General features: G+C 54.3%; 15 protein-coding genes. 2 read left to right on the plus strand and 13 right to left on the minus strand.

The annotated features are described in order from the left end of the window. Positions 1–29: 29 nt before the first annotated feature. The 7 genes from FLT43_RS12635 to FLT43_RS12665 form a co-directional block, all read right to left on the minus strand. The gene (locus tag FLT43_RS12635) at positions 30–680 is read right to left on the minus strand and encodes an amino acid ABC transporter permease (RefSeq protein WP_087444585.1); all 651 of its coding nucleotides are present in this window, start codon (positions 678–680) and stop codon (positions 30–32) included. After that, complete coding sequence (locus tag FLT43_RS12640) at positions 680–1,351, minus strand: amino acid ABC transporter permease (RefSeq protein WP_174818167.1); 672 nt, start codon at positions 1,349–1,351, stop codon at positions 680–682. The genes FLT43_RS12635 and FLT43_RS12640 overlap by 1 nt, the downstream gene beginning before the upstream one ends. Before the next feature lie 86 nt (positions 1,352–1,437). Next, positions 1,438–2,244: a transporter substrate-binding domain-containing protein gene (locus FLT43_RS12645; RefSeq protein WP_087444584.1), complete on the minus strand. Its 807-nt coding sequence runs from the start codon at positions 2,242–2,244 to the stop codon at positions 1,438–1,440. A gap of 71 nt (positions 2,245–2,315) precedes the next feature. Then, entirely contained in the window at positions 2,316–3,044 is a 729-nt protein-coding gene (locus FLT43_RS12650) for an amino acid ABC transporter ATP-binding protein (protein ID WP_087444583.1), read from the minus strand. Between the two features lie 218 nt (positions 3,045–3,262). Continuing rightward, on the minus strand, positions 3,263–3,943 hold the full coding sequence (locus FLT43_RS12655) for a response regulator transcription factor (protein ID WP_087444582.1): 681 nt from the start codon (positions 3,941–3,943) through the stop codon (positions 3,263–3,265). Then, positions 3,900–5,372 (minus strand): HAMP domain-containing sensor histidine kinase, encoded by a 1,473-nt coding sequence (locus tag FLT43_RS12660; protein ID WP_087444581.1) that lies wholly within the window; start codon positions 5,370–5,372, stop codon positions 3,900–3,902. Before FLT43_RS12660 ends, FLT43_RS12655 begins: the two co-directional genes overlap by 44 nt. Continuing rightward, the gene (locus FLT43_RS12665) at positions 5,369–6,319 is read right to left on the minus strand and encodes a substrate-binding domain-containing protein (protein ID WP_244194353.1); all 951 of its coding nucleotides are present in this window, start codon (positions 6,317–6,319) and stop codon (positions 5,369–5,371) included. Before FLT43_RS12665 ends, FLT43_RS12660 begins: the two co-directional genes overlap by 4 nt. 398 nt (positions 6,320–6,717) lie before the next feature. Here FLT43_RS12665 and pgtP point away from each other — a divergent pair, with 398 nt between their 5' ends. Beyond that, positions 6,718–8,082, plus strand: a complete 1,365-nt coding sequence (pgtP, locus tag FLT43_RS12670) for a phosphoglycerate transporter PgtP (RefSeq protein ID WP_087444579.1) — start codon at positions 6,718–6,720, stop codon at positions 8,080–8,082. Between the two features lie 80 nt (positions 8,083–8,162). Here the strand turns inward: pgtP and FLT43_RS12675 are convergent, their stop codons facing one another. The 4 genes from FLT43_RS12675 to FLT43_RS12690 form a co-directional block, all read right to left on the minus strand. Continuing rightward, positions 8,163–9,188: a type II TA system antitoxin MqsA family protein gene (locus FLT43_RS12675; protein ID WP_164776337.1), complete on the minus strand. Its 1,026-nt coding sequence runs from the start codon at positions 9,186–9,188 to the stop codon at positions 8,163–8,165. Positions 9,189–9,241: 53 nt separating this feature from the next. Beyond that, a complete protein-coding gene (locus FLT43_RS12680; protein ID WP_244194352.1) occupies positions 9,242–9,583 on the minus strand; it encodes a hypothetical protein in 342 nt (113 codons plus the stop codon). A gap of 179 nt (positions 9,584–9,762) precedes the next feature. Then, entirely contained in the window at positions 9,763–10,965 is a 1,203-nt protein-coding gene (locus FLT43_RS12685; protein WP_087444577.1) for a transglutaminase domain-containing protein, read from the minus strand. 293 nt (positions 10,966–11,258) lie between these two features. Further along, positions 11,259–12,230, minus strand: a complete 972-nt coding sequence (locus tag FLT43_RS12690; RefSeq protein WP_087445381.1) for an alpha/beta hydrolase — start codon at positions 12,228–12,230, stop codon at positions 11,259–11,261. A 433-nt stretch (positions 12,231–12,663) separates the two neighbouring features. Between FLT43_RS12690 and FLT43_RS12695 the strand changes: the two genes are divergently transcribed. Then, positions 12,664–13,029 carry a FlxA-like family protein gene (locus FLT43_RS12695; RefSeq protein ID WP_087444576.1) on the plus strand — a complete coding sequence of 122 codons (366 nt, stop codon included), beginning with the start codon at positions 12,664–12,666 and terminating at the stop codon, positions 13,027–13,029. A 208-nt stretch (positions 13,030–13,237) separates the two neighbouring features. Here the strand turns inward: FLT43_RS12695 and FLT43_RS12700 are convergent, their stop codons facing one another. Further along, complete coding sequence (locus tag FLT43_RS12700; protein WP_087444575.1) at positions 13,238–13,891, minus strand: bifunctional 4-hydroxy-2-oxoglutarate aldolase/2-dehydro-3-deoxy-phosphogluconate aldolase; 654 nt, start codon at positions 13,889–13,891, stop codon at positions 13,238–13,240. Between the two features lie 84 nt (positions 13,892–13,975). Beyond that, on the minus strand, positions 13,976–14,959 hold the full coding sequence (locus FLT43_RS12705; protein ID WP_087444574.1) for an ROK family protein: 984 nt from the start codon (positions 14,957–14,959) through the stop codon (positions 13,976–13,978). Between the last annotated feature and the right edge of the window lie 211 nt (positions 14,960–15,170).

Below are 15,170 nucleotides of genomic sequence, written 5' to 3' on the forward strand. Positions count from 1 at the left end.
GCCCATTTTGTCTCGCAAAATATCCATTTTCAGGAACGTCTGCTTTCCAGCTTTAGTGAAGCGATCGACAGCACGTAATTGACCACGAAGTACAGCAGCGCCGCAAACACGAACGTCGGAATGACGTAGTTGACATTCTGGCCGTTAATGATATTGACATGATTCATCAGCTCCGGCAGCGCAATGACGACCGCCAGCGACGTGTCCTTCAGCAGAGAGATGAATTGGCTCACCATGGGCGGCACCATGCGGCGCAGCGCGATCGGGAGCACGATATGCCTCAGCGTCTGCACCTGCGTCAAGCCGGAAGAACGCCCTGCTTCAATCAGGCCCTTCTCGACGGAATTCAGTCCGCCCCGCACGATCTCGGAGATCATCGCGGACTCGAAAATAACAAGCGCAATGACCGCGGCGGTAAATTTGTCAAGCTTAATGCCGAGCTGGGGCAGGGCGAAATAGGTAAAAAAGATAATCAGCAGCAGCGGCAGGTTGCGAATCATCTCGACGAGGACCGCGAATAATTTGCCCAGCACCGGCACCTTGGCGTACCGGACCGTGCCGACCAGGACGCTGATGACAAAGCTGAGTGCAATCGAGATCAGAGCCACCTCGATCGTAATGAGAAAGCCCTGCAGCAGAAATTGAATATTGACGGGGGACAGCGCTCCGAGAAAGTCCATTAGGCCTCAACTCCTTTGCCGGTCTGATACTTCTGTTCCAGGAAACGAATGCCGAAGCTCAGCGGAATCGTCAAAAGCAAGTAAAACGCCGCGGCAAAAATGTACGTGCTGAACGTGTCGAAGGTGTCGGAATTAATCAGATCGGCTTGGTACATCAAGTCCGAGGCCGACAGCACGGTCAAGATAGAAGAATTTTTTACTAGGTTCAAAAATTGGTTGCCCAACGGCGGAATGACTAATTTGATCGCCTGCGGCAGGATGACATGCCGCAATGCTTGAATATAGGTCAGCCCGGAGGAGCGTGCCGCTTCCATCTGTCCGGCGGGAACCGCCTGGATGCCGGCGCGAATCACCTCCGCGATAAAGGCAGAGGTATATACCGTCAAGGCGGTTAGTCCGGCCGCAAACGGCACCAGAAGGGCGCCCGTCAACAGCGGCAAGCCAACGAGAACAAAAATGGCGATCAGCATCAGCGGGATATTGCGAAGAAACTCGACATATGCGGTGCCGAACCATTGCAGCGGCTTGATGGGGGTAATGCGGAATACGGCAATTACGGCGCCGAGGATAAAGCTCGCGAACAGTGAAATGACGCTGACTGCAACGGTCCCCCCCAATCCGATTAAGTAACGGTCGAGATGCTCGGTAAGGACGTTAAATTGAATCAACATAGTTTCCCCCTTCCAGGATGGGTCAGCTTCGGTCACGGTTTTCTAAAAAGGGGGCGAGCGCCTGCTCCCCCCTCACTGCACTTGGTTTAGTTCGGTTTTTTGCCGATCCATTTCTCAAAGATCCGGTCATATTCGCCACTGTCCTTCAGTTCCTTCAAGGTCTCATTGACCACTTTGACGAACTCTTCATCGCCTTTCCGGATTCCGATGCCATAAGGCTCATCCGTGAAGGTCTCATCCAGGACGCGGAAGTTGGTGTCCTGCTGCGCCATCCCGTACAGCAACGCATTGTCGGTCGTCAGGGCGTGGCCTTGGCCCGCTTTCAAGGCCGTAAACGCCTCGGCATAGTTCTCGAATTCAAGGATCTGCGCATCCGGCGCCGATTCGCGAATATTTTTGGCGGATGTCGATCCTTTGGCGGTCAACACTTTCGACTCCTTGGTCAGATCTTTGATGGAGTTGAGCGGGCTGTCAACGGGAACGAGCAGCGATTGGCCAGCCGTAAAATAAACGTCCGAAAAATCGATTTCCTTTTTCCGATCATCCGTAATCGTCATCGTTGCGATAATGAAGTCAATGTCGCCATTCTTCAGCATCGGAATGCGCGTTTTGGACGTCACTTCCATCAGCTCGATCGCGTTTTCGTCGCCGAGCACCTTTTTCGCGATCTGCTTCGCGATGTCGATATCGAGACCCTGCACTTCCCCGGTGCCCGGATCCTTCAGCCCGAACAGATTCAGATCGTACTTCACCCCGGCAACGATTTTGCCTCTCTTTTTAATCTGGTCGATCGTTCCTTCGCTTCCGGCGGATGTTTGGGAGCATGCGGATAAAGCGCTTACAAGTAATGCGGCGGCTACGGCCGCCCCGATAACTTTAAACCAACGTTTCATTAAGAACACTCCTTTTTTATTCGATTCGATGCCGAGCTGCTATCTGGGTAACTTCGTGATCAAAAGCAGCCTTAGTGGTTTAATATCCGGCTGAGGAATACTCTCGCCCTCTCCTCCCGCGGGCTGGTAAAAAAGTCGGCCGGCTCCGCCTCTTCAATAATCCGTCCTTGATCCATAAACACGATGCGATCCGCCACTTCTCTCGCGAAGCCCATCTCATGGGTGACGACGACCATCGTCATTCCTTCCTTGGCCAGCGTTCTCATGACATCGAGCACTTCTCCGATCGTCTCCGGATCGAGCGCCGAGGTAGGCTCATCGAACAGCATAATTTTCGGCTTCATCGCCAATCCCCGCGCGATCGCGACGCGCTGCTGCTGGCCTCCCGACAGCTGTGACGGGTAAGCCTTCGCTTTATCGGCAATGCCCACCTTCTCCAGGTTCAACATCGCCGCCTGCTCGGCTTCTTGCCTCGACATGCCGGCGACTTGTATCGGAGCGAGCGTTATGTTTTCCAGCACGGTCTTATGAGGGTACAGGTTGAAATGCTGGAACACCATCCCGATATTCCGACGCAATTGATTGATGTCGGTCGACTTATCATTGACCCGGACACCATCCACGATCAGCTCGCCGTCCGTAACCGCTTCCAAGCGGTTGATGCAGCGCACCATCGTGCTCTTCCCGGAGCCGCTCGGTCCGATGACGACGACCACTTCCCCCTGCTTAATCGACAAGTTAATATCCTTCAACACGTGGAATTTGCCGTAATGCTTGTTAATTTGATGGAATTGAATCATTGCTTTCCCCCCTTTGCGCCGGAATGAAATCGGTGATAACAAACAGGTTAATAGGAAAACAACGGAAAACTACCGAATCCGACAAAATTAAAATAATAAAATTTATAGGGAAATGCGCAGCATATCGATCGCGGACCTGCTCTCCCAAGGCCGGGCACAAAAAAATCACCTTCAAGCCAGCGGCTTTCAAGGTGATTTTCTTCAACCTGTTCACAACGCTACAATTCCGGTCCGCCCTGCAGAAGATGATGCTTCATGGCATACTCGACAAGCTGGCTTCGGCGCGTTACATTCAGCTTATTCATCATTCTCGTCTTATGCGTATCGACGGTCTTGATGCTGACCATCAATTCCCGGGCGGTCTCCACCAGGGTATAGCCTCTGGCGAGAAAGCGGAGCACTTCGATCTCCCGCGGGCTCAACAGCCGGTAAGGATCGCCGGCTTCCGAATTATGCGCCGTTTTTTTCAGCATCGACGACAGCAGTATCCGCGTTTCCTGCGGCCGCAGGTAGACATATCCGCTCATCACCGAATCAATGGCTGTGTACAGCTCTTCATCCACCGCCGCCTTCGGAATATAGCCGGATGCTCCCGCCCGCATGATCGATGTGACATAATCTTCATCTTCATGCATGGTGAGGACGATGACTTTCGCCTGCTCATGGCGCTGCTTGATCTCGGCAAGCACCTGGATGCCGTCCAGGCGCGGCATGCTGATGTCGAGCAGCAACAGATGCGGCTGGACTTCCTCATACAGCCGCAGGGCCTCCACGCCATCGGCGGCTTCGCCCACCACCTGGAAGGAAGGCTTTTTGTGCAATAGCAGCTTCAAGCCTGCCCGGAGCAACGCGTGGTCATCCGCGATCATGATCTTGACGGTCTGAATGGTCTGTTCCATCACTGTCCCCTTTGTCCAGCGCTAGCGGGATGGACGCCCGAAGCTCGGTCCCGCCGGCACTCATCGTTGTCACATGGAAGGAACCGCCAAGGAGCTCGGCTCTTTCCTTCATGCCGTATATTCCGATCCGCTGCTGCTCGCGCGCCCGTACGAAATCTTCCGGATCGATGCCGTGACCATTGTCCTGAATCGTCAACTGAATGCGAGAATCGGAGACGTCCATCCTGATCTCAATCCGGCTCGCCGCCGCATGCTTCACGACATTGGTCAAGCTCTCCTGCAAAATCCGGTACAAGGCGACCGCGATATGACTGCCGATGGCGATATCCGCGTCGGGAACGGACAGGAGCACCGCAATCTTGTGCTTCTCTTCGAATTTTTGCGCATATTTCTTGATGGCCGGAATCAAACCCAGCTCGTCCAAAATCGGCGGTCTTAACTCTACCGCCAAATCCCGGATCTCCCGCAAAATCCCGGCCGCCATATCGCGGCTGGCATACAGCAGCTCCCGCTGCTCGGCATCCTTCGCTTCATTGGCCAGCACGCGCATCGTCACCATCAGCGACGTGAGCGCCTGGCTCGTCTCATCATGCAGCTCGCGCGAGATTCTCTTTCTCTCATCCTCCTGCGCGGACAGCAGCTTCAAGATCAGCGTATCCCGCAGCCGATCTTTGTGCTGCAGCTCGATCAGCAGCTTTTCGACTTCAATGTTGGAGTCAATCAGGTTATTTGCCATTTCATTGAACGCCTGCGCCAGCTTCCCTACCTCATCATCGCTCGTCACCTGCGCCCGCAAAGACAGCTTCCCGGCCGATATCCCGGTCGCCACGGCAACGAGATCGTTGATCGGCTTCGTAATGAAGCGGGTAACATAATACGTAATGCCGGCCGTGGCCGCGCACACCACTAATGCCGCGACAATCAGTTCCCCGATTTTCATAAAAATATAGGCCCGGGCCTGCGTCTCCTCCATGCCAACCCGTACGAATCCTACATCTCCCCCCTCGATGGGGACCAGGATGTCATGAATGCGGCCTTCATCCGTTAGCAGCGTAGCGGCCTGCTGCCCGTTCGAGCCATCGGGCAAGTGCGCGGTCCGGATGCCTCGCGGGAGTTGTCCGGAGAACGTGTCCCCGACCAGACCGTTGTTACTGTTGAGGACCAGGATATAGCGAACATCTTCGTTCGTCTTCTGTGCCTGGGAGATGAGCAAGTGAAGCAAAAATTGATCATCCGTTAAAATGTAATCCGAGCTTAAAGCCGCAATATTGTGCGCGATATTGGCGCCGCGCTTCTTCAGTTCCTCTGCCATCATGCTCGTCAGCGAGTCCCAGATGATCGAGCCGAGGACCAGTGCAAGAAAGATCAGGGCGGCGAAGATGGTGCCGAATATTTTCTGGTTAATCCGAAGCCTGCCCATCCATCTCATAGGCGGGGGCCTCGCGACGCAGGCTTGTCCCTGTAAGCGGTCTCATAGAGCCGCGGATCGAAGGGAACGAAGCGATCGATGAATAGCCCATCCAGTGCAGGCTTCATCGCTTCCTGCTCATGCATGGACAGAAAAATTTCTTGCAACATCCGCTTTTCTTCCTCCGGCAAGCTGCTGCTGATGACGACGGGACTGGTGCCTGCCGGCTTCGATTTGGCGATAATATACAAGGAATCAGCCAAGTCCGGGTTTTTCCGCTTGGCCTGCTCGTAGACCAGGCTGTTCACCGCCGCGGCATCCACGACCCGGTCAATGATGGCTTTGAGCGAGCTGTCATGATTGTAGGTATACACAGAGCGTCCGAAAAAATGCTCCGGCGTTTCCCCGATTTCCGCTAGCCGCTCACTAATGAAAAAATAACTGGAATAGCTGGCAGGGTCGGTAATGGCGATGCTTTTCCCCTTCAAATCGTTAATATCGGTCATCCCGCTATCGCGATTGACGACCAGATAACCATAATAATAGGGCACTCCCATTCGCTCCTGCATCGCAATCGCTTCAAGCCCCTCGGCTTGCTTTTGCTTATAGGTCAGATAGGCCCCTGACGACAGCAGAGCGAGATCCGCCCCGCCATTCATCATTAACATGGTGATTTCATTGTAGCTCTTGCGCTGAATCAGTATCGCGGGCCGGTTCAGCTTCTCTCCCACATAATCGGCAATCGCTTGATAATAATTGATGGTATCCGTCGGTGACAGCACACTGGAAATCGCCACTCGAACCGGTGAAGGCGAATCGTCCCGGGAATCGAGCGGCGCATTTTCCGTCTCGGCAAACACAATGTCATAGCTGGCACTCCCGGCCGTACACCCCGATATCATCGCGGCCAGCAGCATCAGAAGCAGCATCCTTCTCACGCCTGGCAGCCTGATCCTCATTCTATTCATGATGCGTGTAGGCTCCCTCCCTCGAAGGCGCCCATCTCGGAGGCGCTTTTTTGCATCCCCAAGTATAGCATGAAAAGCATGCCCTCTCTATATACGATGCCCTTTCCAATAGATTTTAAGAGTTTATGCCTACTCATCCCGGGCGGTGTAGGATTTTTTCCGACATCACTCTCGATAACTCCTACAAAAAATCAGAACTTTGCTGATAGTATCGCAGCTTGCCTAAGCCCGATAATGAAAAGCGAGGAAAGCAAACAGAAAGACAGGGGGGGTGGAATAAGACAGTGAACAGCCAATAGACAGCACGCTAATGAAACCGGTTCCCCAAACCGTTGAAATGCATCGTGCCCACCGTAATCATATTTTATTATCAACAGCTAAGAATCGAGGTTGATCGCATGATTTCCTTTTTGAAGCCTAGAGTAAGCGCTGCCAAGGTTCCGCCCGAGCAAGTCCAAAAAACGTATAAGCGCTTCCGGGTCCAATCCTTGCTTGGTGTTTTCTTCGGCTACATGGCCTATTACATCGTTCGCAACAATTTTGCCTTATCGACGCCTCATCTTCAAAACGACCTCCACCTCAGCGCGACGGAAGTCGGTCTGCTGAGCAGCTGCATGCTCATTGCCTATGGAATCAGTAAAGGCCTGATGAGCAGCCTTGCGGATAAAGCCGATCCGAAAAGGTATATGGCGTTAGGCCTTCTCATGTGCGCGTTGGTCAATATTATGCTGGGCTTCTCTACGGCATTCTGGATGTTCGCCGGGCTCGTCATCTTGAACGGCATCTTTCAGGGAATGGGAGTCGGCCCCAGCTTCATCACGATCGCGAACTGGTTCCCGCGCAGACAGAGAGGCGTCGTCGGCGCCATCTGGAACATCTCGCATAATATCGGCGGCGGGATCGTTGCCCCTGTCGTTGGCGTCGGCTTCGCCATGCTTGGCCAGGAGCACTGGCAAGCGGCAAGCTATCAAGTGCCGGCGGCGGTTGCCATCGTGTTCGCCTTGATCGTATTGGCACTGACGAAGGGCTCTCCGGTCAATGAAGGCTTGCCGCCATTGAATGAAATGGTTCAAGATGACTCCGATCCGGCGATGAATGTCAAATCGGATTCCAAGCCGCCGGAAGATATGACCGTCTGGCAAATTTTCAAAAGTTATGTCTTGTTCAATAAAAACGCGTGGTTCGTCTCGTTCGTCGATGTATTCGTATACATGGTGCGCTTCGGTATTATCAGTTGGCTGCCGATCTATCTTTTGAATGTGAAAAATTTCACCAAAGCAGAGATGAGCGTCGCCTTTCTGTTTTTCGAATGGGCGGCCATCCCTTCCACGCTTCTGGTCGGGTACGTATCGGACCGGTTCTTCAAGGGGTACCGCATGCCGCCGGCTATCATTGCCATGGTCTTGATTTTCTTCTGCATCATCGGCTACTGGCAGAGCGGGTCGCTGGTGGTCACGACCATCTTCGCGGCCATCATCGGATGTCTGATTTACATTCCGCAGTTCCTCGCTTCCGTGCAGACGTTGGAGGTCGTGCCCCCCTTTGCCGTTGGATCGGCGGTAGGTTTGCGCGGATTTATGAGCTATATTTTGGGCGCTTCCTTAGGGACTACCCTCTTCGGGTTCATGGTGGACCGGGTGGGCTGGAACGGCGGCTTCTATGTATTGCTGACCGCCGTAGTTTGCTGCATTATTTTCTGTATTCTGACCCATATGGGGGCCAAGGAAATGGAGCGTAACAAGCAGCAAGCTGTGAAATCGTAAGTTCAGTTCAGAGAAGCTCCTCCCGGGCAGATGCCCGACAGGAGCTTCTTGTCGTGCGGGCGGTGCTTGTGTCAAGAATGTTATTGGAGCTGGATGGTTTCAGCATAACTGTAGGGTATCAACTCATCATTCTGTGTTTCCTTCCAAGCCAATGTATCATGAGCAAAATCACTGATTTTACCTGAACCATAATATTCAAAATATTTTTGTACAAAACTTATCACTTCATGTTCTTGCGAAGTGAATAATTCATGTTCAAATTCCTCTAGCGAGGTAATTGTTATTCTGGTGAATCCATCCCGTTCCTCTTCCGTAGAAATCGAAATTTGATTCAATCCTTCAAGACATCCCAACACCATTTCATAATCTTTGGGGACAGGGCCGAATGGCTTGTGTATATACGGTACACCACTGATCGACATTCGATTTCGTTTGTACATCAAAAAGTCAGCATACCATAGAAGCTTCATCAGCTTGGTTTTTAAAACTCCCTCCTGCCCGAAGTAGAAAATCATATGAAAAAACTTCTTCATATTGACCGCAGAAAATCCATTATTGACGGTGTTTTGGAAGGGTTTATATATCATTTCGAAGAGTTGCGAAGACATTCGTTCCAATTCATTTTCGGAAAAAAGCTGTGTAAACTTTTTCTCCACGGCATGCTGTTCTTCAGAAGTGAGCCTTACCTTGTTTTCTTCGTAGAACTTCAATATGGACTCTGGATTATTCTTTAGTAACTTCAGAACATGAATTTGGGTTGTTGAGGGCGAAGAACTTCCGCTTTCATACCTTTTTATCGTAGCAATTCCCATGTTCAAGATTTTTGAAAAGAGCGATTGAGTCAGGCCGAACTGCTGGCGTAACTCTTTAATCGACTCCGCATTGATCGAATGTTTATTTTCATATGCCTGGCTTAATTTTTTCAAGGTTTCCGTGCCCAATTTCTCATCGGTAACGTCATTTCCGCATATGTTACATTTCATATACTGCTCAATAATATCAAATGGCTCCTTCCGGAATGTATACCTTGCTTCTCTTTCAAGAACCTCGACCTCACGTTCACATTGGCAATGATCGCAGAATCTGATTCTATTGTCATATTTCATAAGTGGCCCTCCATCATGTAATCGCTTCTTGACGAGCGTAATCTCCACCCGCCCTAAGGTTCATCTTCGTGGAAGGATAGACATACGCATCCACGTCTTTCGGTTTCATCTTTCAGCTTAATATAAGCCATAATTCCGTTAATTTCGTTTTTGAAGACCCATATTACTAGACCACTAGCTATATCCCCATAATCAAGACTTGGTCCAGAATGATAATGGGTAGGTTCAAGGTCCAATACACATTCCCAAGCCTCTTCAACATCTGTAAGCCCTAGGTCTGCAAGATGCTGAAGATACGACACGCCGTTCCGAGTCCGTGCTACAAAATGTCTCCGACCTGTACGAATAAATTCCTTCATCTTAGTTAAAAACTGTTCCTTAGATAAATCACTCACTCACGACGGCCCTCCTTATAACCTCCCCAATGAAGTATCATTTGATACCAAAATTTTATCACAAACTCCCTAAAGTATCAATTGATACAAAAAAATTTATACATTATATATAATAAATAGGCCCCGGTTCCGCCTGCACGGAACCGGGGCCTTATAGAGAGGAAGAGGACTACCGTAAGTTAGGGCGAAGCCGGAATCGTAATCTCCACGATCCGATCCTCGCTGTTCGTCAGCGACGAGACGCGGTATTCCAGCGAAGCGGGAAGACCGAGCATCGCTACCATGTCATGCAGATCCGATCGGAGCTGCAGCTCGTCGCCTTCATACCGAAGCTGCATCCGCTCGCTGCCGGACTCGAGGGCCGTCTGGAACCGCTCGGCCAGGGTGGAGGCGTCATGAACGGCGCGTTCGGCCAGGAGCACGTCCGGGCTCCATACCTTCTCCAGTTGGCGGGCGAAGCTGCTCAGCGCGCCGCCCTCCGCCTTCATCTGATCGACGGCCAACGCATAGGCCCGGTCGGCGGCCGGAGCCTGCTCCGCCGTCCAGATATGATCGCCCCGCATCTCTTCATCGGTGCGCAAATAATACGTATACCGAATCTGGCCGTCCCGGTTAGGCAGCGGGTCGTCCCAAGTCGCATCCAAGTGGTACCATGAACCGTCCAGCTGCACCAGATTCCAAGCATGCAGCGTGCCGCCCGCCTCGCCTTCGATAATTTGGCCCGGAATGCCCGCTTCAATCAGCATGGCATGTACCAGCAGCGCGTAGCCCTGGCACACGGTCTTGCCCTCGGTCAGCGCTTCGTACGCCGTGAACTTGGTCATTCCCTCGTCGTAGGTGAGATGGCTTACGACATAGTCGTGTATCGCTTTCACCTTCTGATGCGGCGAATCATCCGGGGCCGTAATCTCCTGCACAATCTCATGGGCGCGGTTCAAGACGAACTGCGTTTGTTCCCGCGTTTCTCTATATTCGACATATACGGTGACGAGCGCATAATCGACGCTCCCTTTCCATTGGAACGAATACTTGCTTACGTTGTACCTGATAAATGGATCAGAATGAAGCGCGGCCGACAACGCTTCCGTCACCTGCGCCGTCAGCGTGTCCGTACTGCCTTCATAACGGAAAGAGGAGATACCCTCCCGCTCCGTGAACCGTTCCTCGAACCATTTCGTCATCGCCTTCGCATCATTCAGCACGACTTCGAAGGGACGGGCTTCCACCGTCGGCCACAGGGCTAGTCCGGCCACTACGCTGACGATGAAGCAGCCCAAGAGCAGAATACGCAATACGGAGAACGAGGAGCGCCGTCTTGGCCGCTTCCGGATAGCCGTTCCCTCATCGTATTCCCCGCCCAATCGCACGTCTGCATCAACCAATCCGCAACCCACCTTTCCATCCGGCGGTGTTGTCCGCCTTTGGTGGTTCGTATCGTACCATATGGGTTTTGCAGATGCTGTCTAGTTATGGAAGGCGCTCCGCCGTTCCCGTTCTCTGACGATTCTATTCCGCTCGACAGTGTCCATCAGCAACAGTGCGGGTTCCGGCTTGTTCCGCCTGGACATCCCTTTCCCCCCTTCCTGGAAAAAGACGAGCCGTAGCGAATCGATGCGGCATTTGCCTATAAAAAAATGCGCAACCAGCCTAAAAAAACGGTTGCGCATCATCGGATTCAAGTTAATAATGTCTGCCGCGCCGCAGGCGCCCGCTCCGGATAAGAACAAGGCATCTCGGCCGACAGCCCCAGATGCCAGCGGAAGAACGGGAGCACCTCCGGCCAGAAGCGGGGATCCTGCTCCGAGCAGCTATGCCCCGGACTGTCGACGAAGACGTGCTGCTGCGGATACGCCAGCCGGGTCAGAATCCCTTCCAGTTCCCCGGCCGGGATGAAGCCGTCCCCCCGGGAATGCACCATCAACACCGGCACCCGGCCTTCCGTCCGGCCCTCGTTGTCGGACAGCGAGCGGGCCAGATCCAGCTCTTCATAGACCGACACGGGAATCTGGGAGCGGTACAGCCAGATACGCGGAATAACCGTAGCGAGCGGATAAGACGGCAGCCGCCGGCGGCGCAGCTCCGCAGCGACCAGGGTCAATGGGCGCGCAGGCATGGAATCTGTCACCAGCGCCTGCACATCGAGTCCGCTATCGAGCGCCATGACGGCGCCGAAGCCGCCCAACGAATGGCCGAGCACCCCGATTCGCTCCGGCTCGACGTCGGAACGGGTGCGCACATATCGAACCGCGGCGAGCAGGTCATCGCGGAACAAAAGCGGCGAAGGGGCCTTGACCGCCCCGCTGTCTCCATGGCTGCTGACATCATACAGCAGCAGATTGAAGCCGGCATCCGCCAGCGGATAAGCGTAGCGGAGCACGCGCTCGCGGTTCGAGCCCCATCCGTGGCACAGGATGATGACCGGAGCACGCTTCGCCGGCGTGTTCCCCTTGCCCCAGACGAACCAGCCATGCAGCGTGGCGCATCCGTCGAAGGAGACGCGCTCGAACGGGCGCTCCGGCTCATTCCGCACCGGCAATTGCCGTGGAGACTGGCTCTTCACCGCCAGCGTCCAGGTTCCTCCGGCGAGGCAGCCCAGCGCGGCCATCGCCCCCATGCTGTAGGACCACAGATCAGTCATCTCTGTCATATTCATATCGCCTCACTTTCCGGTTCATCCATCCCATCGGTGCCGCAGCCGTCGTTGCATGTCCGGCATGCATTGGGAGCGGCGATGTGCAGGATCGTTTGTTGAAAATCTTCTTATATCAGCAGCCGCCACAATGGCTATCCTTCCCGAAATCAATTTACTTTTATTGTATACCATATGTCCAAATTTTCCTAGATTTACGGCTCAAGATGCCATAAAAGCAAGCTTGCAAAGGGATCAACCGCTGCCTTCCGGAAAACATCCATTTGCTGCGGTTCGTTTCCACGAACTCCAACATCCTAAATTTTGCCGTAACTGTTCAAATATTGCGATAGAAAACCGATAACTTCAGTATTATGGCGAGATGCCCGTGCTGCCCGCCAAGCGGCCCCGGCACGCATCTACCCCTTGAGGGAGAAAGGAAGGATTGAATATGAATGTATCTGCGGTATCTGCAGGCGGCCTAGCCAGCACTGGCAGCGGTGCAGCCAGCGGCATCGACCGGCAAATTGAAAGGCTCAATAAACGAAAAGCCGTCATTGCGGAGAAAATGTTGGCCGTCGCTACGGGCGACGATGAACAAAAGGTGAAGGACGAAAAAATAAAGGCGCTCAAGATGGAGATGCAAGTCATTGACATGCAAATTCAGCAGCTGCTGAAGAAAAAAATGGAGATGGAGAAGAAAAAACAAGACCCGACCCAAGCAGACGAGGGGGATATCGGGCCTTCGATTAGCGAACTGATTCAACCGGACAATAAGCCGCAGGGCGATTCTGTTTTTATTGATTTGAAGCTCTAGTCCGGGGGTTCCTCCCCGCAATAGGAAGCTCCCTTCGCGCGCTCCGGCATCTCGCTTGCGGTTCATCGCAGCGCCCCATGCCGGAGCCCCCGAAGGGGCGATCTCTCCTCCGCTGCCGTCTTCGCCCTTGTGCGGGGACTCGACTCTCCTTTGGCAGCAGCGTCTCTCTCGAATCAGCTAGCAGCAGCAGTTCTGCCGCATGGTTCCGCTATCCCAAGGTCCGGGCAAGCCGGACGAAGCGGGCGGCATGTTCTGCCATCCCCGCGTAATTGCCGGAACGGATGTCCTCGCCCCGGACGAGCTTCGAGCCAAGCCCGAATGCCGAGGCGCCAGCCGCGGCATAAGCTTCCATCGTCGACAGATCGACGCCGCCAGTCGCCATAATCGGAATATGGGCCAGCGGACCGCGAATCTCGCGGATATAATTCGGCCCCAGCGTGCCAAGCGGGAACAGCTTGACCGCCTTGGCCCCGGCATTCCACGCCCGCACGATCTCCGTCGGGGTCAGCACACCGGGCCATACATCGACGCCGCGCGCAGCAGCATAGTCGATGACGGCCTCGTCCAGATTCGGCGAGATGAGGAACTCCGCTCCCGCCGCCAATGCCTCTCGGGCCATATCGGCATCCAGCACCGTACCTGCGCCGATGAAGGCGCGCCCCTCGAACCGATTCCGCCACCGGCGAATGATATCCGGAGCGCCTTCGGTATTCATGGTGACCTCCATGAACCGGATCCCGCCGGTTACCAGCGCTTCCCCTGCCTGATCGGCAGCTTCTCCGGTAAAGCCGCGGAATATGGCGACAATCCTTTCCTGCAGCATGAGTGAGGTTAGATCTTCCTTGCGAGCCGGATACTCCATCCTTCCGCCTCCTTCCCGGCACTTCTTATCGTGACAGCCGATAGGGCTGTTCGTTCGCTTCGCATGGAGGCGAGGCTCCAATCGTTATATGATCCCCTCGCCCGTCTGCCGCAGCTTCTCGGCCCGGCGCTTGGCGAAGGCCGCGCTGCCGATGACGCCTCCGTCATCGATTAATTCGCCCTGGCGAATCGTGAGCCGCTCCAGATAGCCGTGATAGACGGAGCGGGACAGCGTCTCCCGCACCGGCTTCAACAGCCGGTCGCCGGCCATGGCGCCGCCGCCGCCGATGACGATGACATCCGGGCTCAGCAGCGAGATGGAATATGACAGTCCAGTTCCGAGCACCTGGCCGGTATATTCCATAATCTCGATGGCGAGCGCATCTCCTTCGTCATATGCCTGCGAGACATCGGCCGCAGACAGTTCTCCCCGCTCGTACGGGCCGCGCAGCAGGCTCTCGCGTCCTCCCTCCAGCGCTTGCTTCGCTTGGCGCACGATGCCTGTCGCGGAGACCACCGTCTCCAGGCACCCGGTCAGCCCGCATCCGCACGGGGTCGTCTCGCCCGGAATGGCGACATGGCCCAGTTCTCCCGCCATGAAGCCGCTTCCGTAATAGAGCTCCCCTTGCACGACGGTAGCTGCCGCCAATCCGGTCCCGATGGTGACGCCATGCACGACGCCCGCGCCCCGGCCGGCTCCGCTCATCGCCTCGCCATAGACGTACATCCGGACATCGTTATCGATGAATACCGGCACGCCGACCTTAGCGCTAAGCCGTCCGGAGACATCTACATTATTCCATTTCAGATTGGACGCGAAGATGCTCACGCCGCGCTCCGGATCGATGAACCCCGGGATTCCGGCGCCGACAGCCAGGAGAAGGCTGCGATCCGCGTCGAACTGAACGAACAGCTCATCAATCATATTGGCGATCTTGTCCAACACATGGTCGACGCCAAGCGCCGATTCCGTAGGCCGCTTCAGCTTTCCAACCATTTCATACCGCTCATTTACCAGGCCGCACACGATATTCGTGCCGCCGACATCGATCCCTACCATATATTGCATCCTGGTCTCCTGCCCTTCCTTCTTGTTCGATAGCTCTGTTTGATCCGTATTATAGCACGAGAGGCGCCGATCTTTTGCGTGAATACATCACCGGATTACAAATTTCCCGCAAACGATGAGGGAGGGCTTCAGCCGGCAAGCCCGGTTCAAAGGCGCAACCGGTGCCTGCAGCTGCCTTCGACGGCGGAACTGCAGCATTTTCCTCCAATTT

It is taken from the genome of Paenibacillus thiaminolyticus, assembly GCF_007066085.1.
Lineage (GTDB): Bacteria > Bacillota > Bacilli > Paenibacillales > Paenibacillaceae > Paenibacillus_B > Paenibacillus_B thiaminolyticus.

Excerpts from the sequence above, each read along its gene's own strand:
- FLT43_RS12635 (WP_087444585.1), bottom strand. The coding sequence starts at position 680 with ATGGACTTTCTCGGAGCGCTGTCCCCCGTCAATATTCAATTTCTGCTG.
- FLT43_RS12640 (WP_174818167.1), bottom strand. The coding sequence starts at position 1,351 with ATGTTGATTCAATTTAACGTCCTTACCGAGCATCTCGACCGTTACTTA.
- FLT43_RS12645 (WP_087444584.1), bottom strand. The coding sequence starts at position 2,244 with ATGAAACGTTGGTTTAAAGTTATCGGGGCGGCCGTAGCCGCCGCATTA.
- FLT43_RS12650 (WP_087444583.1), bottom strand. The coding sequence starts at position 3,044 with ATGATTCAATTCCATCAAATTAACAAGCATTACGGCAAATTCCACGTG.
- FLT43_RS12655 (WP_087444582.1), bottom strand. The coding sequence starts at position 3,943 with ATGGAACAGACCATTCAGACCGTCAAGATCATGATCGCGGATGACCAC.
- FLT43_RS12660 (WP_087444581.1), bottom strand. The coding sequence starts at position 5,372 with ATGAGATGGATGGGCAGGCTTCGGATTAACCAGAAAATATTCGGCACC.
- FLT43_RS12665 (WP_244194353.1), bottom strand. The coding sequence starts at position 6,319 with ATGAATAGAATGAGGATCAGGCTGCCAGGCGTGAGAAGGATGCTGCTT.
- pgtP (WP_087444579.1), top strand. The coding sequence starts at position 6,718 with ATGATTTCCTTTTTGAAGCCTAGAGTAAGCGCTGCCAAGGTTCCGCCC.
- FLT43_RS12675 (WP_164776337.1), bottom strand. The coding sequence starts at position 9,188 with ATGAAATATGACAATAGAATCAGATTCTGCGATCATTGCCAATGTGAA.
- FLT43_RS12690 (WP_087445381.1), bottom strand. The coding sequence starts at position 12,230 with ATGACAGAGATGACTGATCTGTGGTCCTACAGCATGGGGGCGATGGCC.
- FLT43_RS12695 (WP_087444576.1), top strand. The coding sequence starts at position 12,664 with ATGAATGTATCTGCGGTATCTGCAGGCGGCCTAGCCAGCACTGGCAGC.
- FLT43_RS12700 (WP_087444575.1), bottom strand. The coding sequence starts at position 13,891 with ATGGAGTATCCGGCTCGCAAGGAAGATCTAACCTCACTCATGCTGCAG.
- FLT43_RS12705 (WP_087444574.1), bottom strand. The coding sequence starts at position 14,959 with ATGCAATATATGGTAGGGATCGATGTCGGCGGCACGAATATCGTGTGC.